This is a genomic window from Thermostichus sp. MS-CIW-15 (assembly GCF_054060575.1).
The window spans coordinates 46170-65633 of record NZ_JBSSDI010000001.1 but is presented as its reverse complement, the minus strand read 5'-3'; the positions used below and the strand labels follow the sequence as shown (position 1 = coordinate 65633).

At 63.0% G+C, this 19464-nt stretch carries 18 protein-coding genes; 9 read left to right on the top strand and 9 right to left on the bottom strand.

All coding sequences use genetic code 11. The features are described 5' to 3' along the window. Window positions 1–27 precede the first annotated feature (27 nt). The 5 genes from ACVW0R_RS00320 to ACVW0R_RS00300 all read left to right on the top strand — a co-directional run bounded on the left by ACVW0R_RS00320 (window position 28) and on the right by ACVW0R_RS00300 (window position 4493). Window positions 28–195, top strand: coding sequence for a DUF2256 domain-containing protein (locus ACVW0R_RS00320; RefSeq protein ID WP_071813515.1), 168 nt, complete (start codon window positions 28–30; stop codon window positions 193–195). A gap of 42 nt (window positions 196–237) precedes the next feature. Continuing rightward, window positions 238–714 carry a phosphate-starvation-inducible PsiE family protein gene (locus ACVW0R_RS00315; protein ID WP_457501450.1) on the top strand — a complete coding sequence of 159 codons (477 nt, stop codon included), beginning with the start codon at window positions 238–240 and terminating at the stop codon, window positions 712–714. Between the two features lie 220 nt (window positions 715–934). Continuing rightward, window positions 935–1414, top strand: a complete 480-nt coding sequence (locus tag ACVW0R_RS00310) for a peptidylprolyl isomerase (protein WP_011430327.1) — start codon at window positions 935–937, stop codon at window positions 1412–1414. 110 nt (window positions 1415–1524) lie between these two features. Then, on the top strand, window positions 1525–2796 hold the full coding sequence (gene gvpJ, locus ACVW0R_RS00305) for a gas vesicle protein GvpJ (RefSeq protein ID WP_228375199.1): 1272 nt from the start codon (window positions 1525–1527) through the stop codon (window positions 2794–2796). 119 nt (window positions 2797–2915) lie between these two features. After that, the gene (locus ACVW0R_RS00300; protein ID WP_011430329.1) at window positions 2916–4493 is read left to right on the top strand and encodes an NAD(P)H-quinone oxidoreductase subunit N; all 1578 of its coding nucleotides are present in this window, start codon (window positions 2916–2918) and stop codon (window positions 4491–4493) included. A gap of 166 nt (window positions 4494–4659) precedes the next feature. Here the strand turns inward: ACVW0R_RS00300 and ACVW0R_RS00295 are convergent, their stop codons facing one another. From ACVW0R_RS00295 to ACVW0R_RS00270, 6 genes are all read right to left on the bottom strand, one after another. Next, the gene (locus ACVW0R_RS00295) at window positions 4660–5229 is read right to left on the bottom strand and encodes a photosystem I assembly protein Ycf4 (protein ID WP_099812104.1); all 570 of its coding nucleotides are present in this window, start codon (window positions 5227–5229) and stop codon (window positions 4660–4662) included. Window positions 5230–5449: 220 nt separating this feature from the next. Continuing rightward, complete coding sequence (locus ACVW0R_RS00290; protein WP_099883948.1) at window positions 5450–6571, bottom strand: S-layer homology domain-containing protein; 1122 nt, start codon at window positions 6569–6571, stop codon at window positions 5450–5452. Further along, window positions 6559–6873: a DUF3181 family protein gene (locus ACVW0R_RS00285; RefSeq protein ID WP_011430332.1), complete on the bottom strand. Its 315-nt coding sequence runs from the start codon at window positions 6871–6873 to the stop codon at window positions 6559–6561. Before ACVW0R_RS00285 ends, ACVW0R_RS00290 begins: the two co-directional genes overlap by 13 nt. Before the next feature lie 51 nt (window positions 6874–6924). Further along, a complete protein-coding gene (locus ACVW0R_RS00280) occupies window positions 6925–7512 on the bottom strand; it encodes a hypothetical protein (protein WP_457501449.1) in 588 nt (195 codons plus the stop codon). A gap of 66 nt (window positions 7513–7578) precedes the next feature. Beyond that, window positions 7579–8139: an anti-sigma factor family protein gene (locus ACVW0R_RS00275; protein ID WP_083759162.1), complete on the bottom strand. Its 561-nt coding sequence runs from the start codon at window positions 8137–8139 to the stop codon at window positions 7579–7581. A gap of 2 nt (window positions 8140–8141) precedes the next feature. After that, window positions 8142–8804 carry a sigma-70 family RNA polymerase sigma factor gene (locus ACVW0R_RS00270; RefSeq protein ID WP_011430335.1) on the bottom strand — a complete coding sequence of 221 codons (663 nt, stop codon included), beginning with the start codon at window positions 8802–8804 and terminating at the stop codon, window positions 8142–8144. A 268-nt stretch (window positions 8805–9072) separates the two neighbouring features. Between ACVW0R_RS00270 and ACVW0R_RS00265 the strand changes: the two genes are divergently transcribed. The 4 genes from ACVW0R_RS00265 (at window position 9073) to ACVW0R_RS00250 (ending at window position 13435) form a co-directional block, all read left to right on the top strand. Beyond that, the gene (locus tag ACVW0R_RS00265; protein ID WP_099812102.1) at window positions 9073–9798 is read left to right on the top strand and encodes a Crp/Fnr family transcriptional regulator; all 726 of its coding nucleotides are present in this window, start codon (window positions 9073–9075) and stop codon (window positions 9796–9798) included. 29 nt (window positions 9799–9827) lie between these two features. Then, a complete protein-coding gene (locus tag ACVW0R_RS00260; RefSeq protein WP_011430337.1) occupies window positions 9828–10322 on the top strand; it encodes a DUF427 domain-containing protein in 495 nt (164 codons plus the stop codon). Between the two features lie 65 nt (window positions 10323–10387). After that, the gene (locus ACVW0R_RS00255) at window positions 10388–12409 is read left to right on the top strand and encodes an SH3 domain-containing protein (protein WP_228375202.1); all 2022 of its coding nucleotides are present in this window, start codon (window positions 10388–10390) and stop codon (window positions 12407–12409) included. 63 nt (window positions 12410–12472) lie between these two features. Further along, window positions 12473–13435, top strand: coding sequence for an energy-coupling factor transporter transmembrane component T family protein (locus tag ACVW0R_RS00250; protein WP_011430339.1), 963 nt, complete (start codon window positions 12473–12475; stop codon window positions 13433–13435). Here ACVW0R_RS00250 and ACVW0R_RS00245 read toward each other — a convergent pair. The 3 genes from ACVW0R_RS00245 to ACVW0R_RS00235 form a co-directional block, all read right to left on the bottom strand. After that, on the bottom strand, window positions 13373–16300 hold the full coding sequence (locus ACVW0R_RS00245; RefSeq protein ID WP_099812101.1) for a GAF domain-containing sensor histidine kinase: 2928 nt from the start codon (window positions 16298–16300) through the stop codon (window positions 13373–13375). The genes ACVW0R_RS00250 and ACVW0R_RS00245 overlap by 63 nt on opposite strands. A gap of 156 nt (window positions 16301–16456) precedes the next feature. Continuing rightward, complete coding sequence (locus ACVW0R_RS00240; protein WP_457501476.1) at window positions 16457–17029, bottom strand: NADPH-dependent FMN reductase; 573 nt, start codon at window positions 17027–17029, stop codon at window positions 16457–16459. A gap of 101 nt (window positions 17030–17130) precedes the next feature. After that, window positions 17131–19407 carry a fused MFS/spermidine synthase gene (locus ACVW0R_RS00235; protein ID WP_011430342.1) on the bottom strand — a complete coding sequence of 759 codons (2277 nt, stop codon included), beginning with the start codon at window positions 19405–19407 and terminating at the stop codon, window positions 17131–17133. Window positions 19408–19464 lie beyond the last annotated feature (57 nt).

Sequence of the window (19464 nt, the reverse complement as noted above, 5' to 3'; positions counted from 1 at the left end):
TTCAAGAGTTGTCGTTTCTAGCGCGCTATGCCCCGCCACCGAAAAAAGTCGGATTTGCCCAGCAAAATCTGTCTCACCTGCGGCAGGCCCTTCACCTGGCGCAAGAAGTGGGCCGACTGTTGGTCAGAGGTGAAATACTGTTCTGAGCGGTGTCGCAACCGTCGCCCCAAGGGATCTCTTCCAGCTAACGGTTAGGGCAGATAATGGGATCCCGGACGCAGGGGGGAAGGGTTGTCGATGCGGTTTCTCAAGTGGCTGTTGCACAATCCTCACGAAACCGAAGAGGAGGATCCCTTTTTGCGGGCCATCACCCGCATCGAAAGCCTGATCTCGAAGCTGCTTTCCATCTTGATGATCGGCCTGATTGTGGTGGCCGTGGTGGATTTGGCCCGCTTCCTGGTGGCCGATCTGCTGCGGGAGCCAACCGGGTTTTTCTCCACTACTTTGATCGAGATTTTCGGCCTTTTTTTGAATATCCTGATCGCGCTGGAGATTCTGGAGAACATTACCGCCTACTTGCAAAAGCAGGTGGTGCAGGTGGAGCTGGTGATTGTTACCTCTTTGATCGCGGTGGCGCGCAAGATCATTATTTTTGATTTTGAGAAGCTGGGGGGTCTAGATCTCATTGGGCTGGCAGCGGCAACGCTAGCCCTCTCCGTTAGCTACTGGCTGGTGCGGCGGGCCAAATCCCCATTCCGGTCGGGGGATGAGTAAGGCCGGACGGATCCTGGTAGGATAGGGGCGGAGCTTTCTGGCAAGAAACGTGCGCGTGCCCTCTGGCATCACCCACCTGTTCAAGCTGGCTTTGCTGGCAGTGCTGCTTTGGGTGGGATCCGGCGTTGTTTCGGCTCTGGCCCGCCCGCATTCTTCTTACGATTTGCTCCTGGCACAACAGTTGGGCAAAACCGTGAAAACCTACAACAGTCCTCCCCCCATGGTGATCGACCCGGCCAAGTCCTACACGGCCACGCTGGAGACCACCGCCGGCACGATGGTTTTGGAGCTGTTCCCGCAGGAAGCTCCCCTTGCCGTCAACAATTTTGTCTTTTTGGCCCGGGATCACTTCTACGATGGCGTCATCTTTCACCGTGTCATTCGGGGCTTCATGATTCAGGGCGGGGATCCCACCGGCACGGGGCGAGGCGGGCCGGGGTACCGCTTTCCCGATGAGCCGGTGCAGCGCCCCTACACGCGAGGAACCTTGGCCATGGCCAATGCCGGCCCCAACACCAACGGCAGCCAGTTTTTTATCATGCATGCCGACTATCCCCTGCCGCCCAACTACACCATCTTTGGGCAACTAATCGAGGGGGAGGACGTGTTGGATAAAATTGCTACTGCACCCACCGGCCCGCAGGATCGTCCCCTCAAGCCGGTGGAGATCAAGTCTGTTCGCATCTCGGAATCGAACTAGGTTGGGCCAATCCGGCAAAACAGTTTGGTTAAATTAACTTGGCCTCTGGCCCCATTTTTGCAACTTGCTCTATGGGGGACTCAGGTATGGAGTTCGCTAGGCCCCGGCGAATGTCCCCCCGCATTTTGGCTCTGGATTTTGATGGTGTGCTCTGCGACGGGCGGGCGGAGTATTTTGCCTCTTCCTGTCGGGTCTGCGCCCAGGTGTGGGGCCTTGCTCCTGCCCAGTTGGAGTCGTTGCGCCCTGCCTTCGACCGCCTGCGCCCGCTGATCGAGACCGGCTGGGAGATGCCCCTGCTGCTGTGGGGGCTGCAGCAAGGGATCCCCGAAGACGCTTTGCGCCAAGACTGGCCCGGCTGGCGGCAGCGGTTGTTGCAGGGAGCGGGGATCTCCGAGCAGGCTTTAGCCCAAAGGCTGGATGAGGTGCGGGATCGCTGGATCGAAGAAGATCTGCAGGGCTGGCTGGGGCTGCACCGCTTTTATCCGGGAGTGGCGGCTTGGATGCGCCAGATCCAGGCTGCTGGCGAGCCCCGCCTGGCCATTCTCAGCACCAAGGAGGGGCGGTTTATCCAGCAGCTTTTGCTCCGCGAAGGGATCCAACTGCCGCGCCACCGTATCCTGGGCAAGGAGGTGCGCGCCCCCAAGGCCACCACCCTCCGGCGGCTGCTAGCAGCGACCCAGGTAGCGCCTGAGGAACTCTGGTTTGTCGAGGATCGCCTGCAGACGCTGCGCCAGGTGCAAAGGGTGCCGGACCTGGAGCAGGTGCTCTTGTTTTTGGCTGCCTGGGGCTACAACCTGCCCGAAGAGCGGCAAGAGGCGGCGCGGGATCCCCACCTCCATTTGCTTAGCCTGGAACAGCTCTTCCAGCCCTTTGAGCAGTGGTTGGCTGCTCCTTCCCCCCGCCTTGCTATCAGCCCGGCCAGCCCGGAAGACTTGAGCCGGGCCCGGCTCACCCCTGGCCGGAAACGCCCGGAAGCCGGTTTGGCCTCGCTGGTGCTGACCTTGGTGGAGCTGCTGCGGCAGTTGATGGAAGCGCAAGTGGTGCGACAGATGGAGGCCAACCGCCTTTCTGCCGAGCAAATCGAGCGGGCCGGCAGCAGCCTCCAGGCCCTGCGGCAGCAAATTCGGCAACTCTGCGCCCTGCTGGAGATCGACCCGGCAGAGCTCAACCTAGATCTGGGGGATCTGGGCTCTCTCTTGCCCCGCCAGGGGGACTACTACCCCGGCCAACCCCACGGCGAGGGATCCCTGCTGGAACTGTTGGATCGGCTGATCAACACCGGGATCGTCATCGACGGCGAGATCGACCTGGGCTTGGCCGACTTAAGCCTCATCCACGCTCGCCTACGATTGGTGCTCACCTCCAGCGCCAAGCTTTCTTGAAACCAGGAAGTGTCGATGGAGACAATTGGGAGAAGAAATGCCAGAAGCAAGCTAGGGAGGCCGGAAATCGCGGTATGCTGGCTTTGGATCCCGTTAATCTCTCTTCATAGTCTTCCCCTATGGATGTCTTCGCCCCAACCGGAAACCTGCATGCTGGCGCCATTTGGCCGGAGGTGGTGGTTACCCTCACGCTGTTGATCGTCCTGGTGGTGGATTTGGTGGGTGGGTCGGCGGCGCGCAAAAGTCTTCCGGCCCTCTCCCTCTTTGGTTTGCTTGGGGCCTTGGTGACCTTGGTGTTGCAATGGCAGCAGCCCCAGTTGGAGAGCTTCTTGGGCAGCTTTGCCGCGGATCCGGTGAGCATTCTCTTCCGCGGCCTGGTGGTGGCGACGGCAGCCCTGACGGTGATGATGGCGGAGCGCTACTTCCTCCAGGCAGGCGCGCCCACGGGCGAGTTCTATGTGCTGCTCCTCACGGCCACCTTGGGGGGCATGTTCCTCGCCGGGGCGACGGATCTCATCATGGTGTTCGTCTCCTTGGAAACGCTGGGCATCGCCAGCTACCTGATGGCCGGCTACACCAAGCGGGATCCGCGTTCTTCCGAGGCGGCCCTGAAGTATCTGTTGACGGGGGCCAGCAGCACCGCTATCTTCCTCTACGGCATGTCGCTGCTTTATGGCCTGTCGGGGGGGCAGACCCAGTTGGCGGCTATTGCGCCCTACCTGGCCAATGCCGGGCTGGTGGGGATCCTCGCTTTGGTGTTCTGCCTGGGCGGCATTGGCTTTAAGCTGGCGGCGGTGCCTTTCCACCAGTGGACTCCTGATGTCTATGAGGGATCCCCGACGCCGGTGGTGGCCTTCTTGTCGGTGGGATCCAAGGCGGCAGGCTTTGCCCTGGCCATTCGCTTTTTGGCCACCGTCTTTCCGGCGATGACAGAAGAGTGGCGGGCGGTGCTCTCGGTGCTGGCCATTTTGACCATGGTGCTGGGGAATGTGGTGGCGATTGCCCAAACCCGCCTCAAACGACTGCTGGCCTATTCTTCTATTGGGCAGGCGGGCTTTGTCTTGATCGGTTTGGTGGCGGGCACCGAAGCGGGCTATGCCAGCTTGATTTTTTACCTGATGGTCTATTTGGCCATGAACCTAGGGGCTTTTCTGTGTGTCACCCTCTTCAGCCTCAAGACTGGCACCGACGAAATCAACGAGTACAGCGGCCTCTATCAGAAGGATCCCTTTCTCACCCTTTGCCTGAGCATTTGTCTGCTCTCCCTGGGCGGGTTGCCGCCGCTGGCCGGCTTTTTCGGCAAGCTCTATCTCTTCTGGGCCGGCTGGCAGGCAGGAGAATACACGCTGGTGCTGGTGGGCCTGGTGACTAGCGTCATCTCCATCTACTACTACGTGCGGGTGGTGAAAACCATGGTGGTAAAAGAGCCGCAGGAGATGTCGCTTTCGGTGCAAAACTACCCCCCAACCGACTGGCAGGCCGAGGGCATGCCGGCTTTGCGGGTGGGCATGGTGGTGACGCTGGTGGCCACCATCTTCGCTGGCATCCTCTCCAATCCTCTATTTACCCTCTCCACTCAGGCGGTGGAGCAAAGCCCGTTTTTGGGGTTCCCGACAGCCCAGGCTTTTGCTCCAGGGTCGGCCAGCCCTTCTCTGGCCGTTGCAGGATCTGCAGCTTTGCCTAGCCGCGGTTCCTAGACCTTCCTCAAGGGCGCCGCAAGGCACGGCTCCCTTACCCCCAGCCCTTCTCCCTTCGGAAGGGGAAATTTACTGGGACAATTGACCCGATGTTGTTGAGACGGTTTCTGGGCTATCTCAATTCCTGGGATCCCTGACCAGCAGCCGTCCACAACCAAACAGAATCTCAAATACCTTCTAGGCTGACATTGAGAAAGCGGGCGATCTCAGCGGCTTGGTTTTCGATCTCGGCCAGGGGAGGGGGCTGGCCGACGCCGGTGAGGGGGATGTCGCCGCGTCCTTTTATGCGCAAGTAGATGGCGCGGCGAGGGTTGAAGCCCTCTCGCAGCTCCACCCGCAGGCTTTGCACCTCGGCAAAGTCGTATTCTAGGCGCACCTCGCGGTTTTTGCCCGGAAAGCCCTGCCGCACCAGGGTTATCTTCTGGGTGCGGCGGTCGAACTCGTTGTAGCCGCCCCCCAGGTTCCAGTACAGGCTCAGCCATTGATACAGCCCCGCCAGGGATCCGAGCACGCCGTAGAAGAGCATGGCAATGCCCTGGGGAATGAACACCAGGCTGGCGGGATCGGAAAAGGGGAGCAAGTTGCGGTGGAAATAGCTGGAAAGACCCGCCAGGGTAAAGCCCAGCCCACCCCCTGTCAGCGCCACCGCCCAAAAGTAGACGCTGGGCCGCCGCGACCCGATTACGGTGTAGCGCAGCAGGTCTTCCGAGCGAATTTCGGGAACAGTCGCAGACACAGACGGGATCCCTGTCGATTTTCCAAGTTGGCTTCTCCCATTTTATAGGCGGGGAGGAGCTTGCCCTGTGGAGCAGCAAGAGAGTTAGCATTTTTCCGCCGCCAACAACAAGAGCAGCCAGGGGGTTGGTCCTTTTGCAATCCAGCCTCAGGGGGGCGAAGCAGGAGAGGGGGTTAAGCGCTGCGGCCCTCTCCGCTTCTACGCTGGGATCGCCCTCAATTTAGGGCTGAGGCTCGCGCGGCGTCACAATTTCCCCTGCCCCTGGGGTGACGGCTGGAGGTTTAGAGTTGCCAGTGGCGCTGGGAGAGGGGTCGCCCTCAGGGGTGGGAGGAGGGGAAGGGGTCTGGTCTGGCTCGGCAACAGGAGGAGAAGGCTCAGGGTCGGGGGGCTCGGCTGCGGGAGTTGGGGTTGGCAAGGCAGCTTCCTGAGCCGTTCGCTCCCCAAAGGCCGAAAGGGCAATCGCCGCTTCCCCGCGGCTGACCGGCTCAAAGGGGTTAAACGTGCGGATGGGGCCGAAGGTGCGCAACACCGTGGAGGCATTCTCCAGGCTGCGATCCGCCACCAGGGGGGCAACGGCCTCGTCGGGGATCTGGGCCGCATCGGTAAAGCCCCAACGCTCCTCCAGCTCTGCTCGGGATCCCTTGATCTGGCCGGGCGGCAAATCCAGAGGTGCCTTCATGCGGATCAGCTCTGCCCGCGACAGCAGGCTGTTGGGGCGGAACTCGCGGTTGGCATCGCCGACCACCAGGCCGGCAGCTCCCAGGGCCTGGATGTAGCGAAAGTTGGGATCCTCCTCCGGCACATCCAAAAACAAGGGGCGCTCGCCAGCGGATCCCAAACGGATTTGGCGGCTGGGCTGGTCGGCGTGAATGGCGTTGTTGGCCAGCACCAACCAGCGGGCAAATTCGCCGCGACGAACGCTACGCTGCGGCTGAAACTCACTGCCAACAATATCGGCAAAGACACCCAGCCGATCCAGATCAGAGACAGCACGGGCCACCAGGGATCCGGGCTCCAGATCCGTGAAACGGCTGCTGACCTGGCTGGGCGGGGGCGTGAAGGAAGCAGGGGGGGTGGCAGGAGCAGAGGGGGAGCGGGATCCCGGCAGAGGCGTGGGCGTCTCCGGTCGGTCGGCGGAGAGAGGGGGAGGCAGGCCCACCGGTCGCACCGCTCTTTGCAGCCGCTCTCCCCACTCGGTTCCCTGACAGGCCGACAACAGCCCCAGCAGCAAGGCAAAACCAGCGGCCCTGAGCCAGGTGCCGGCTGGAGGCAGCGACCGCCTAGACTGCTTGAGCCGATTGAGCTGATGCTGCAATGCTTTCTCCCCCTCTACTGAGCCCATTTGCGGCTGAACTCCTCCAGCACATCCAACAAGTTCAGCAGGCTTTGCATCGGCAACAGATCCGCCAGGGGCAATTCTTTGCGCCCACCCCCCACTTTTACCGGGATCCGTTGCAAGATCTCCGTGACCGCGTCCTCATCCACCTTGCCTGCCCTCACCTGGGGGGCCAGTTGTTCTGCCAAGAGGGTGTGCAGATGGGCATCCCGCAGGTAGAGGTGCCAGCGGGCTACATCGATGTAAACTTCCTCGCCAATGGCAGCGGCCAACTGCTCGATCTCTGGGTTGCTGGGCACTTGGGCCATCGCTCAGCTCCGTCAGTGGTTGCCCTCTGCCGATCATAACTTGGGCCCACCTCAGGGAGAGCTGGCGGCAGAGCGGGCCGGTAGAGGCAGGGCGAAGTTCTCTTGCAACTGCCGCAGCAGCAACAGGTGTTCCAGCGCCAGGCGATCCCGTTCTGTGCGCAACTGGCTCAGTTGGGCCTGAATTTGACGGATATCGGCCTCGTCAGAGTCCCAGGTTTGCAACAGGCGGTAGAGGCGCTCTTGTTGGTTGGCAATCTGCCGGTTCAGGCGGGCCAAGCGGCGGCTGAACTCCCTATCCATTTCCTCGGCCAGCTCGAGGTCGGGCAGCAGAGCCAGGCGATCCCAATGGATGCCCAGGTCGGCCAAGGTGGGGAGGGGCGGATCCAACTCCTTAAGGAGGGGGAAATCGGGAAAAGGCGATAGCTCTATCTCGGGAGAGGCCGGTTGGTTTTGGGCGGGGGTGGAAGCCTGAGAGCCGGCCAGCGGTTGGGTGAGACGGGATCTGGGTGAGGGCAGGTTGGTGGGCTCCAGGGCATGGGCATAAGGACGTGAGTCCTGCGGCGCTGCGAAATGGCTGCCACTGGGGTCAGCCTGGGCCGACAAGGATCCCAGACTAACTAGCCAAAGGCAAACTGCCAAACCGCAAGCTCCGCGAACTGCTTTTTCCACCCTCCACTCCTCAATCTTTCTCAAGCCTGCTCAGAATCATTCCCAGCTCACCTCGTCGCCGAGGTTCGGCGTTGTCTCAAACAAAATTGAGTAGGCATCTTGTTTTTGCCCCGGCTCGAACAGATAGCGCTGGGCAACCCGGGCAGAGGCAGGCACGATGGCCACCCGCACCGGCGGCTCCTCTAGCGACACCAACGGCTGGGGATGCGACCAACGCCAGCCCGCCCAGCCGGCTCCCGCCAAGGCCACCCCAGCCGCTGCCACCCGTCCCCAAGGGGTGCCCCTGCACCGCCGCCAGCTCAGATCGAGCGCCGGCCTGCGGTCCAGCTCCTCGAACACGCGGCTGATCAGCAGCTCTGTTTGGCCAGGATCCAAAGTTGGGGCCTTGAGGTTGGCCAAGCCGGCCTGCAAGGCTGCCAGTTGGCTGTACAGTTGCCGCGCTTGGGGATCGCTGGCCAGCCAGTCTTCCACCTGCCGCGCCTCTTGGGGCGACAATTCCCCATCCAGGTAGGCGCTCAACTGTTCAAAGCGCTCCTCCACCAGCGGCAGTTCTGGCTGGGAGTCCTCGCGGTCGGGGTTAAGGTTGCCGCGAACCATGGTCATTCACCATCGAGGTAGGGTTTTAGGGTGGATTGTAAGCGGGCGCGGGCGCGGGCAATGCGAGACTTAACGGTGCCCAAAGACACTCCTGTGATCTCGGCAATTTCCTCGTAGGCCATCCCCTGAATTTCCCGCAGCAGGATTGTCTGGCGAAAAACCTGAGGCAGGTCGCGGACGGCTTGGTGCAATTGCTCGTAAAACTCGCAGGTGGTGAGGTGCTCATGGGGGCTAGGGCTCTCGCTGGGCAGCTCCCATTCCACCTCACTGTCCCGCATCGAAATCGGGGCATCCAAAGAAAGGGGCTGCTGCTGCCGTTTGCGCTTGCGCAGCTCGTCATAGAACAGGTTGGTGGCAATCCGCCCCAACCAACTGCGAAACTTCGCCGGCTCCTGCAGCCGCTTTAGGTGGCGGTAGGCCCGGATCCAGACTTCCTGGGCCAGGTCGTGCCGGTCAGGCCAGTCGGGGGCCAGGTGGTAGAGCACCTTGTCCACATAGGCCTGGTGACGGCGTATCAGCTCAGCGAAGGCCTCGCGGTGGGGCCGGGATCCCTGCTGGCAGAGCAGCACCAGATCCACGTCAGCGAGCTTTTCGGGCCGCACAGGCACGTCCTTCACCCAGACCGACCAGCGCTGGCCACTGATGTCGCTGAGGGCAGCATCCATAGGTACCCATAGATTATCGAAGGACAACGACGGAGGGATCCCCTCCCAAGCAGAACCTCTGTTAGCTAGACGATAATGGCGCAGTTTGAGTTCCTCCCGCTCGGCCCCCACTCCCCAAACTCAAGGCAGCTGCAAAGGTTCCAGAGGCCGCAGCGGCTACAAGCTCTCGGATTTTGGGGCAGGGGACCCGACCTAGGGCGAACACTCTGCAGGATAGCCCTTGAGCCGGCGACTGGGCTACAGTGGGCTTGCGCTAGGGTCAACCGGCATGAATTCTGATGTCTCTGCTGCCCTCCTCTCCGAGCTCAAGGCGGTGCCGACGCTGGCCCAACTCTCAGCAGCCTCTCTGCAATGGTTGGGATCCCAGGTGAAGCTGCGGGATATTGCGGCAGGACAGGCGCTCTTGATGCAGGATGCCTGGGGCAACGTCGTTTATTTGATCCTCTCTGGCTGGGCCAAGGTGCGGCGGTCTGTGGGGATTCGCACAGCAGAAGGGACACAAGACAGCGCCCAAACCCTGGCTTTGCTCGGGCCGGGCGCTTGGGTGGGGGAAATGGCGGTGCTGGACGAAGCCCCCCGCTCGCGGGATGTGCTGGCCCTGACCCCGCTGCGGGCGGCCGGGATCCCGGCGGCCACCTTCAAGGCGCTGATGCTGCAGGAGCCGCACCTGTGTTATCGCCTGGCTTGCAGCCTCTCCCGCCGCCTGCGCCTGGCCAATTTGCAGGCCGATCTGGATCGACAAAGCCCCCCCCTGCGGGTGGTGCATGCGCTGGTACAACTGGCAGAGGCCTTTGGCGAGAAAACCGAGCAGGGCGTGCGCATTGTTTACCCTCCCCTCCAGGATTTGGCCGATATCAGCCAGGTCAGCCGGGAGGTAGCGGCGGCGGTGCTGGGCCGCCTGCAACAGCAAGGGGTGATTCAGGTGTTGCCGGAGCACCAGTCTCTGCTGCTGGTGCAGTACGCCAAACTGGTAGAGGCCACCCGCCTGCTCTAGGTGCATCCGTCCTGTTTTGGAGACTGCCCATGCGCCCCCGGCCCATCCCGCCCCGGCCCGGACAAGAATCCGTCTGGGACTACCCGCGCCCGCCCCGCCTGGAGCCAACCGCCGAGCGGGTGGAAGTTTTCTTTAATGGCGAGCTCATCGCCCACAGCTGCCGCTGCTACCGCATCCTGGAAACCAGCCACCCGCCCACCTACTACATCCCCCCCGCCGATGTGCGGCTGGAGTATCTCCGCCCCAGCGCCCGCACCTCCTTCTGCGAGTTCAAAGGATCTGCCCGCTACTGGACGGTGCAAGTTGGATCCCAGGTGGCCGTGGATGCCGCCTGGAGCTATCCGGATCCCAGCCCGGAGTTTTGGCCCATCCGCGACCACCTCGCTTTTTATGCGGGCCGCGTGCAGGAGTGCCGGGTGGATGGAGAACGAGTCCGGCCCCAGCCGGGAGATTTCTACGGCGGCTGGATTACCTCCAAGGTCGTAGGCCCCTTCAAGGGGGAGCCGGGGAGCTGGGACTGGTAGGCTCTAGGCAAGAGGGGATCCCTTTTGCCGAGGAAAAGGACTACAGTTAAGTCGATAGGGGTCAGGTGTCCAAAGACGCCTTGACGCGAGCAGGAAAGCGGACAAAAGCCATGACGGTGCGGGTGCCCCTCGACTACTACCGGGTTTTGATGCTGTCACCACGGGCGGACGAGCATCAGATCGAGCAGGCCTACCGAGAGCGGCTCGATCCCAAGCCGGGCGAGCGCTCTTGGCTGCTGGGGTTTTCGCCGCAGGCCGTGGAAGCTCGCGCTCAGCTTATTCAAGAGGCAGCCTCGGTGTTGCTTAACCCAGAGGCGCGACAAAACTACGACGAACACCTGACACCGGCGGATCCCACCCTGACGGTGGAAGAGCCCCTCTTGCCAGGAGTGCTGTGTTTGTATTGCGAAGTCGGAGAGTACCAAGCGGCCTTAGATTTGGCTCAACAGATGCTGGAGCAGGGCCACCCTGCCCGTTCTGACGCCATTTTGGCGCGGGCCATCGCCCGGTTGGAGCTGGGCCGGGAAGCCTGGCAACAGGGATCCTACGAAGAGGCGGCGCGCTCTCTGCAGGCGGGCCTGGCGGAGCTGGAGGAGTATCAGGCTTTTCCGCAGCTGCAAGCAGAGCTCCGCCTTGATCTGGGCAAGCTGCGTCCCTACCGCATTTTGCAGCTCCTCAGCCTTGAGACTAGCGCCCCCGCCCAAATCGGCAAAGAGGCGCTTGCCGATCCTGTCCTGGCGCGGCAGCAAGGGCTTGCCCTCCTGAAAGCCATGCTGGACGAGCGGGGTGGCATTGAAGGAAGTGGGCAGGATGGCTCTGGCCTCAGCACAGAAGATTTCTTGCGCTTCATCCAGCGGGTGCGCCGTCACCTTACTCTCCAAGAACAGCAGGAGCTGTTTGAGCGAGAGGCCGAGCGTCCCTCGCTGGTGGCCGCCTACTTGGCCGTGCAGGTGTTGCTGGCAGCAGGCTATCTGGAAAAACGTCCGGCCTTGGTGCGGCGTGCCCGCGGCTACTTGGCCCGCCTGGCCCAGCGGCAGGATGTCCATCTGGAGCAGGCCATCTGCAGCCTGTTGCTGGGGCAGACCGAGGAGGCGCTTGACCATCTGCGCTCCAGCCAAGAAACAGAGGCCCTGCAGTTTATCGAAGAACACTCCGCCGGCTCCCCTGACCATCTGCCGGGTCTGTGCCGCTTCACAGAAAGGTGGTTTCAAGAGGAGGTGTTCCCAGAGTTTCGCGGCCTGGAAACTGCCCAAGCAACCTTGCAAGCTTACTTCGACAACCCCCAGGTTCAGGCTTACCTGGACGAGATGCCCAGTCGCGAGAGCTCGCCGGCGGGGACGCTATCTCCCCCATCTTTCCACCCCGCACCCCATTTGCCTGCTATGGTGGGTGGCCCACGCCTAACTGAGCAAACACAAGAATCGCCTCGCCCGCCCGCCCCCTTTCCGCGGGGAGGGACAGCGCCTCCTCCAGAGCCCCCGCGTATGTCCGATTTGCCCGCCTACCGGCGCGGCGAGGGGCCGGCCAAGCCCCCCTTCGAGGAAGGGATCCCACACGCCCACGAGTGGGGATCGCAGGAGGTGGAGCGTTACCGCCGCAGCCGCCTGGGATCCCGCCGTGGTCGGGGTGAGCGCCCTGCCATTCCCCTCGGCATCGGCTTGGCCGGAGTGGTCGGCGTGGGCATCCTCTCCCTGCTGGTGATCTGGCAGATGCTGAGGAGCCTGTTCACGCCGCCAGCGCCGCCGCTGGAGCAGCCCCAGGTGCAACTGGAGCAGCCGCCGGTTGCCATCGACGCTCCGGGCCAGCCAGAACCCACGCCTGAGCCTGAATTGACCGGCCCTCTGGCCGAGTGGCGGGGTGTGCGACAGGTGCGGGTGATTGCCAATGAGGGCATTAACATTCGCCAGCAGCCCAGCCTGACTGGGGCTATCGTCGGGGCCGCCCCGCGCCAAGCTTTGCTGCGGGTGGTAGAGGTGCAGGCTGGCGAAGGACAGGTGCCTGTCTGGTTGCGCGTTGAGCGAGAGGGGGCCCCAGGGGGATGGGTCGCTGCCCAATCCGGCTCAACCCGTCTGGTGGAGCGACTCTAAGCCTTTCCTGCTGCCAGCTTCCGTTCTCCTTTTGGGGGATAACCTGTCTCCCGTTTGCCTGCAGTGGATATTCTGCGCAATGCCCCGCTGGGAATCTACCTGGAAGAGCCGCGCACCTGGCTGCACCGCCTCGATCCGCGCGTGAAGCTGGCCTGGCTGCTCAGCTTTCTGCTCAGCCCAATTTTGGCTGGCAATGGCTGGCGCCTGGCCGTGGTGGCGGTTCTGTTGTTCTTGACGGTGGCAGCCCGCCTGCCGCGTCGGGTCTGGTCGGGCCAGCTCTCGCTGGTGTTAGCCCTCAGCCTGCTCACTTTTGGGATCACCAGCTTCGCTCCCGATGGGTTGGGGGTTTTCCCGCAGCCGCAGCGGCAGGACGCGCAGGTGGTGGGCTATGGGCTCATCCCCGGCTATGACGGGGGGGTGGAAGAGGGATCCCGCGCAGCAGCCAAGCGGGCCTGGCGGGAGCAAACCCGTGCCTGGCCGACTCCCTACCGCTACCGCTTGCTGCAGGTTTCCCTAGGGGAGCGAACCTTTCAGGTGTCCCGCCGTTCCCTGTCGGTGGCTTTGCGGCTGGGCACCCTCATCTTTACGCTGCTCTACGCCACCAATTTGTTTTTGCTGACCACAGCCCCAGAAGAGATCACAGAGGGGATCGGCCACCTGGTGCAGCCTCTAAAACGCTGGGGATGGCCAGTTGCGGAGGTGATCCTCACTCTCACCTTGGCGCTGCGCTTTCTGCCGCTGGTGATGGAGGAGGTGCAAAACCTGGTGCGGGCGGTGCGCACCCGCGATGTCCGCTGGGGATCCCTCAGCTTCCGGGGCGGGATCCAAACCCTGCTGGCTCTGGTGGAGCGCTTTTTTGAAAACCTGCTCCTGCGGGCAGAGCAGACAGCCATGGCCATGCAGGCGCGTGGGCTGACCGGCCCCGACCACCCCTTGCGCTGGCACCGCCTACACCTGCGGCAGCTAGATCGCGGGGCGCTGGCCCTGCTGCCCCTGTTTTGGCTGCTGAGGGCCTTGTCCCCCTGAGGCTACGGCCGGGGGACGCAGTTCCTTGCCAGCCAGCGGCAGGAGCAGCCGGGCAACGGAGCGCCCATCCCCAGAGGAATAGAAGGAGAGCTGCCCTCCCATCCGCTGCAGTAGCCGTTGGCACAGGCCAAGTTCCAGGCCGGGGCTCGCCGAGAGCGGCGATTGGAAGAGGGGATCGGCGTAGATGACCTGTTGCGGATCCCATTGCAAGGCCGTCAGCAGGTGGGGATCGAAGCTGCCCTGATCCACCACCAGCAGCTCTGCATAGCCCTCTGTGGCTTGGCTCCACAGATCCAGCCGCCCCCCCTCCGGGCTGCGCAAGGCAGCGGCCAGCAGCACTTCCCAGAGGATCATCTCCAATCGCCCGACATCGCCCTGGACGACGAGGCTGAGGTCGCCGTGGGCGCGCGGCCACAGCTTGCGTTTTTGGGTCAGGCCCTCCACTCGGCGCAGGCTTTTGCGCACCAAGGTTGCTAGGGGCACCGACAGCAACTGCGGCTGCACCTGCCACGTTTCCGTCTGCAACAGCGGCTCGGCGAAGACGGCCAGATCCCGCAGCTCCCTGCCGATTTCCACCACCTTTTGCCAGCGGGTGGCCTCATCTCCCCGGATGCCCGGCACTTGGCCAAGGCGGCGCAGGCCGTCCAGCAGGGCATTTTGCAGATCCAGCAGGCGGCGGTGCTTGTACCAATTCAACTCGCTGAGCACCTCCTGCCGCTCCTGCAAAGTTTGCACCCAAAGCAAGCGCCGCAGCGTCCAGCCACAGGTTTGGGCCATCAACGTCACAGCCGCCTGCTCCTCTGCCTCCCAGACTCTGTCCGCCTCTGCTCCCAGGATCAAAACCCCCAGGGGCTCCGGCAGCGAGGGATCCGTCTCCCCCAAGGGCACCAGCAGCCAGGATCCCAGGCCCACCGAGTTTAACCAGGCGCGGCTGGCAGCCGGGATCTGGTCTTGGGCAAGCGGGAGGGGACCCCTCGCCTGCAGCGCAGCGGCCAGCAAGGGATCCTGCCGATTGATCTCAGTGGGGCCGCTGGGGCAGAACTCGGGGGCAGCGGCAAAGGGCGGCTGCAAGCAGGCCCGGCTCTCCCCCGGCTGCCAACTGACCACCAGCGCCAAAGGGATCTGGAGGAGTTGGGCCGCCTGTTGGGCGATGGTGGCGTAGAGAGCCTCAGGGGTGGCCAGGTTTTGCAAAGTCAGACAAGTGGCGATCAGGCCGCTGAGCAAGTGCTCTTGCCGTTCCTGCCGTTGCTGAGACCGAAGTTGCCGCAGGAGCAATCCCACTTGTTGGGCAGTCCCGCGCAGCAGTTGCCGTTCTTCTCGGCTCCAAGCCCTTGGCCGCGGGTGGAGCACTAGGATCAGCCCTTCGGGGGTGGCAGTGCCGCTGGCGCCGGTATGAGTCAGCATGAGGGAGCGCACCCCCAAAGGGGCCAGTTCTTGCCGCCAGGAGAGCAGGCGCAGATCCTGGTCGTAGTTTTCCGCCGCCACCACCTCGCTGCGCAGCAGATCCTGCCAGTCTTGCTCGCTTAAGGAGCTGAACTGCGGCGGCAGAGCCTGCTTGCCCTCGCTGCGGTACTCGGAGAAGAGGCGGGGGTTCGGCCTATCGGGATCCACTGTCAGGACGGCCACCGCACTGGCTTGCAGACGCTGGCCCAGGCCGACGACGGCTTGCTGGAGAGCCTGCGGCAGCTCCGCCGGGTTGTAAAGCGAACGGCCCACCTGCTGCACAAACTCTTGCTCGTCGGCCAACTGGCGGATGCGGCGATCCAGATTTTCCAGGGGGGCGGCTAAGGCCAGCCCATTGGCGGCGGCGGCCACCAACTGGCGCTCCACAGCTTGCCAGGTGCGGGGCACATCCGATTGCACCCAAATGAACCCCAGCAGATCTTTCTCCAGCAAGATGGGGGCGGCCAAGGCCGCCTGGGCCCGCAACTGCTGCATCAGCTTGAGGGGGATCTCGGAGCGGGTCGTCCCTGTGCCGCCTACCACCACCTGGCCATCGGCGAGGGTGTAGTACATATCTCCCAACTCCCGCAGCGAAAGGCCGCCATCTCCTGGCGACGCTGCTCCTGCTTTGGCCTCTTTGGACATGGGGGCAGGAGTAGGTGGCTGGCTGGGTCTAGAGGCGCTTCCATGGGGAACAAACCGCCCCCGGCTGCGCTCGTGCCAGTACACCTGGATATGGACGGCGCCCAGGCAAGTCTGCAGCTCCTGCCTCACCAGGCTGACCCGTTCCTGCAGGGATCCCGCCTGGCATATCGCCGTTCCCAGCCTCAGGAGCGAATCCTCAAGGCGTTTTTCGCTCTGCTGCCTCCAGGCATTTTCCAGCTCCTGCAAAGAGGCGGCCAACTGGCCCAGCAAAATCCCCAGGAGCGCTTTCTCTTCCTCGCGGGTGGTAACCCCCCACATCTGGGATCCCAGCATCAGGATCCCCAGGCAGCGCCGCCGCCCTGCTGCTGAAAAGGGGTAGATGAAGCAGCCTTGGATCCCGCCCAGGCGCCTGGCTTCCCGCTGCCAAAGGCCCATGCGCGGCTCCTGGGAAAGATCGGGCACGCTGATGGGCCGCTGCTCGATCACCACCTGCTCCAAGATCTCCCCCGGCTGCAGGGGATGCACCCCTCGCAAGAGAGTTGGCTCCTCCACAAGGCTAAACCCTCCCTGACCCAGCAACTGGTGATTTTGATAGTCATAAAAGGCCAGCCAGATCAGCGGCGCCCCAAACACCGCCTTGACATACTCCAGCGTGAGCTGAATGAGGGCATTGGCATCGCTCTGCTCCCGCATCTGTTGCAAGGTTGCCTGTAGGGCAACTAGGGGAGAGATGGCCCCAGCTCCACTGGAAGAATAGGGGGAAGGAGGTTGAACCATGGCCCGACGTGGGTTATGCAGGTTTCTGCAGAGGGAAAGCGGCCGCAGCTTTCTCTTGGCCCACCTTAGCCATGCCGTTACTTGGGCGTCAGCCCCTCTCCCAGGAAAGGGGAAGCCCCTCTTGAAAATGGGGCTGCTGGGGAACCTAGGCCCTTTTCAAGGAGCTGGGAGCCGGGACCCGCGCAGTTTGGAGGTGTTGGTGACCAAGCTCTGCACAAAGCGTTGCAAGCGCTGGCGTAGGTTTTCGTCCTTGAGGTTGCCCTGCTCATCGAAGGCGCTCCAAGCCCGACCAATGGCAATCTGCTCCGGGATCGCCCAGCCATGCACCCACCGCACAATTAAACGCATCTGGTTGAGGGTATTGCTGTTGCTCTCACCGCCCAAAACCCTGATCAGCCCGAAGACCTTGCCCTCTAAGTGTTCAAAGCTCAAGAGATCGAGAGCATTCTTCAGGCTGCCGCTGATGCCGCCGTGGTACTCAGGGCTAGCCAGGATGATCCCATCGGCCCGCTTCATTGTTGCCCGCAAAACCTCCACGTCGGGATAGTCCGGGTAGGATTCCGAACCATCGGCAAAGGGCAACTTCATTTGCCGCAGGTCGAGGATGTGCAAGAGAAGCCTCAACCTCTCAAACTCGCGCCGCACCACCTCTAGCGCCTGATAAGTCAAAGAATTGGGCCGCAAGCTGCCGCCGATGGCCACGAAACAAGCTCCAGAGGCTTCAGCCATGACGGCTTGCCAATCGACAGTAGGGGCTTGCAGGGTTGAAGGAGACATAAGCCAGGCTCCTGAGCAGACATTAGTTATGCTTCAAACAATCATAACTCATACTAAATCTGCATTGTAAAGATTTCTTTAGCCGTCTTGCTGAATAAGGCTGACGCATTGCCGAAGCGTCGCGCAGCGATAACAGCCGGATTCTGCTTCGGAGCTGGGATCTGGATATCTCCCAGCAGGGGAAGCTGGGGCCAGCGGATTACATGTAGCAGGTTGGAAAAATCATCTCGCCAGAGGGGATCCCCAGCTTGGGGCAAAAGGGGCTGCCAGGGATCCCAGTCTTGCCGGCCACCAGGGCTTTTGGCCATCAGCACCCAGTGGGAAGGGGCTAGCCCTGCCCGGCGCTGGGCGGCGGTGAGCTCTTCATGGGCTTGCTGCCAGGCGGGAAGCCGCAATGCTCTTGCCAAGGCGGCCAGCACTGGCGCCAAGTCCAGGTGGCGGTTGGTGATGTTAAAGAGCAGCCAGCCCTGGGGCTTGAGCTTGCGGAGGTAGAGGGTCAGGGCCTCCTGGGTAAGCAGATGCACCGGCACGGCGTCGGAGCTGAAGGCATCTATCACCATCAGGTCGTAGCTGCCATCGGGGATCCCTTGCAGGCGGAGCCGGGCATCGCCCAAGATCACCCGCACCTGCGCCCGCCGGCTGGCCCAATCGAGATAGGGGAAGTAGCGGCCCGCCCAGTCGGCCACGGTGGGATCCAACTCGAAAAACGTCCACTCATCCCCTGGCTCGGCGTAGGCGGCCAAGGTGCCGATCCCCAGCCCCAGCACCGCCACCTGGGCCGGAGAAGAGGGCGGCTGCGCCCGCCACCGCTGGAACACCTGACCCACCGGCCCCTCGCGGGAAAAATAGGTGAGCGGCTCCAGGGCCTTTTGGGGATCCAGGTTTTGGCTGCCGTGCAGGGTGGTGCCGTGGAGCAGGCTGCGGAAGGATCCGTCCTCAGCGTGGTATTCCACAATCCGGTGGAGGCCAAAGGCGCTGCGCTCCTCGGCCACCACCTGGAGCCCCGGCGGCAGCCAGGTTTGTCCTAGCAGCAACACTAGACCCATCCCTGTTCCCACCCAGCGCCTTCTGCTGCCTTCTCCTACAGACCCCAGAAGGGCCATCCCCAGAGCCAAGCCCCCAGCGGCTCCAAGGCGAAAGAGCGCCTGAGGACGAAAGCCCAACAGCAACAAAGGCAAGAGCAACCCCAGCCCTAGCGACAGGCCCAGCCGCCCTCCCCGTGCCGCTAAGGCCGCCAGCGACACCCCCAAGAGCAGGGGGTACTCCAGTAAGGTCTCAAACATCTGCGGCGCCAGCAAAGCGGAGAACAGCCCTCCCAAGCTGCCTCCCACAGCCAGCCACAGGTAAAACTGCGTCAACTGCTGGGCGGGTGGACGGGATCTGGCCAACTGACTGTGACAGGCCCAGCTCACCAGGCCAAAAGCCCCCAGATGTAGCGGCAACACCCAAAACCAAGGTCTCGCCCAGCCCAGAACCTGGGCCCCTAGCGCTCCACAGGCCAGCAGAGCCGTTGTCCCTAAAGCCAAGTCATTGGGGTAGAGGCCGCCGAAGGCCAGTATGAAGGTCATGAGGTAAAGGCTCAGGGGAACGGCCCACAGCAGGGGCACCGCCGCCACGTCGGTGGTCAAGAGGGTGGTGGCCGCCACCAACAGGCCCGCCGGCAAAAAGGCCCAGCCGGCCCAGCGCCAACGCTCCCGCCAGGAGACGGGGGGGATCTCCTCCACGGGATCTCCCCTCGGGAAAGTCACCTCCCGCCCGTTCAGCATGAGCCCCACCCCACCCAGCAGCACCAGCGCTGCGACCAGAGCGTAGGATCCCGTCCACAGGTGGGTTTGCCCCGACAGAGACAACCGCGGCTCCAAGAGCAGCGGATAGCCCAGCAGCCCCGCTAGGCTGCCGGCATTGCTGGCCACGTAGAGCCCGTAGGGATCCCTTTTCGCCTCTCCCAGCGCCCGCTGCAGCAACGGCGTCGTCCCCGACAGGAGAAGCAAGGGTACTCCCGCCCTTGCTGTCAAGTCAGCCAACAGAGCTAGGGAAGGGAAGACCCCTTCCAGTTGGCCAGGGATCCCAAACTGAAAGGGCAAAAACTTCAGCCCCGCCAGCAGGAGGATCCCGTGCAGCAGCACGCCCCAGCCGGGAGCGAGCCCTCGCCCCAGCCGGTCTGCCCACAGGTAGCCCAGCAGCAAAGCGAGCTGGAAAAAGACCAGGCAGGTATTCCAAACCAGGGGGGATCCCCCCCAGAGCGGCAGCAGCAATTTGCCCACCAACAACTGCCCCCAAAAAAGGCAAAAGGCGCTGCCGAACAACGTGAGGCCAACCAGCAAAACCACAGCCGTGCCCCCAACCCCTGGCTGTCAGTTCTAAGAAGCTTGGATGCCGGTGCTGGA

Bases quoted from the DNA above. Each gene is read 5' to 3' on its own strand.
- ACVW0R_RS00320 (WP_071813515.1), top strand. From the start codon at position 28: ATGCCCCGCCACCGAAAAAAGTCGGATTTGCCCAGCAAAATCTGTCTC.
- ACVW0R_RS00315 (WP_457501450.1), top strand. From the start codon at position 238: ATGCGGTTTCTCAAGTGGCTGTTGCACAATCCTCACGAAACCGAAGAG.
- ACVW0R_RS00310 (WP_011430327.1), top strand. From the start codon at position 935: ATGGTGATCGACCCGGCCAAGTCCTACACGGCCACGCTGGAGACCACC.
- gvpJ (WP_228375199.1), top strand. From the start codon at position 1,525: ATGTCCCCCCGCATTTTGGCTCTGGATTTTGATGGTGTGCTCTGCGAC.
- ACVW0R_RS00300 (WP_011430329.1), top strand. From the start codon at position 2,916: ATGGATGTCTTCGCCCCAACCGGAAACCTGCATGCTGGCGCCATTTGG.
- ACVW0R_RS00290 (WP_099883948.1), bottom strand. From the start codon at position 6,571: ATGGGCTCAGTAGAGGGGGAGAAAGCATTGCAGCATCAGCTCAATCGG.
- ACVW0R_RS00285 (WP_011430332.1), bottom strand. From the start codon at position 6,873: ATGGCCCAAGTGCCCAGCAACCCAGAGATCGAGCAGTTGGCCGCTGCC.
- ACVW0R_RS00275 (WP_083759162.1), bottom strand. From the start codon at position 8,139: ATGGTTCGCGGCAACCTTAACCCCGACCGCGAGGACTCCCAGCCAGAA.
- ACVW0R_RS00270 (WP_011430335.1), bottom strand. From the start codon at position 8,804: ATGGATGCTGCCCTCAGCGACATCAGTGGCCAGCGCTGGTCGGTCTGG.
- ACVW0R_RS00265 (WP_099812102.1), top strand. From the start codon at position 9,073: ATGAATTCTGATGTCTCTGCTGCCCTCCTCTCCGAGCTCAAGGCGGTG.
- ACVW0R_RS00260 (WP_011430337.1), top strand. From the start codon at position 9,828: ATGCGCCCCCGGCCCATCCCGCCCCGGCCCGGACAAGAATCCGTCTGG.
- ACVW0R_RS00245 (WP_099812101.1), bottom strand. From the start codon at position 16,300: ATGGTTCAACCTCCTTCCCCCTATTCTTCCAGTGGAGCTGGGGCCATC.
- ACVW0R_RS00240 (WP_457501476.1), bottom strand. From the start codon at position 17,029: ATGGCTGAAGCCTCTGGAGCTTGTTTCGTGGCCATCGGCGGCAGCTTG.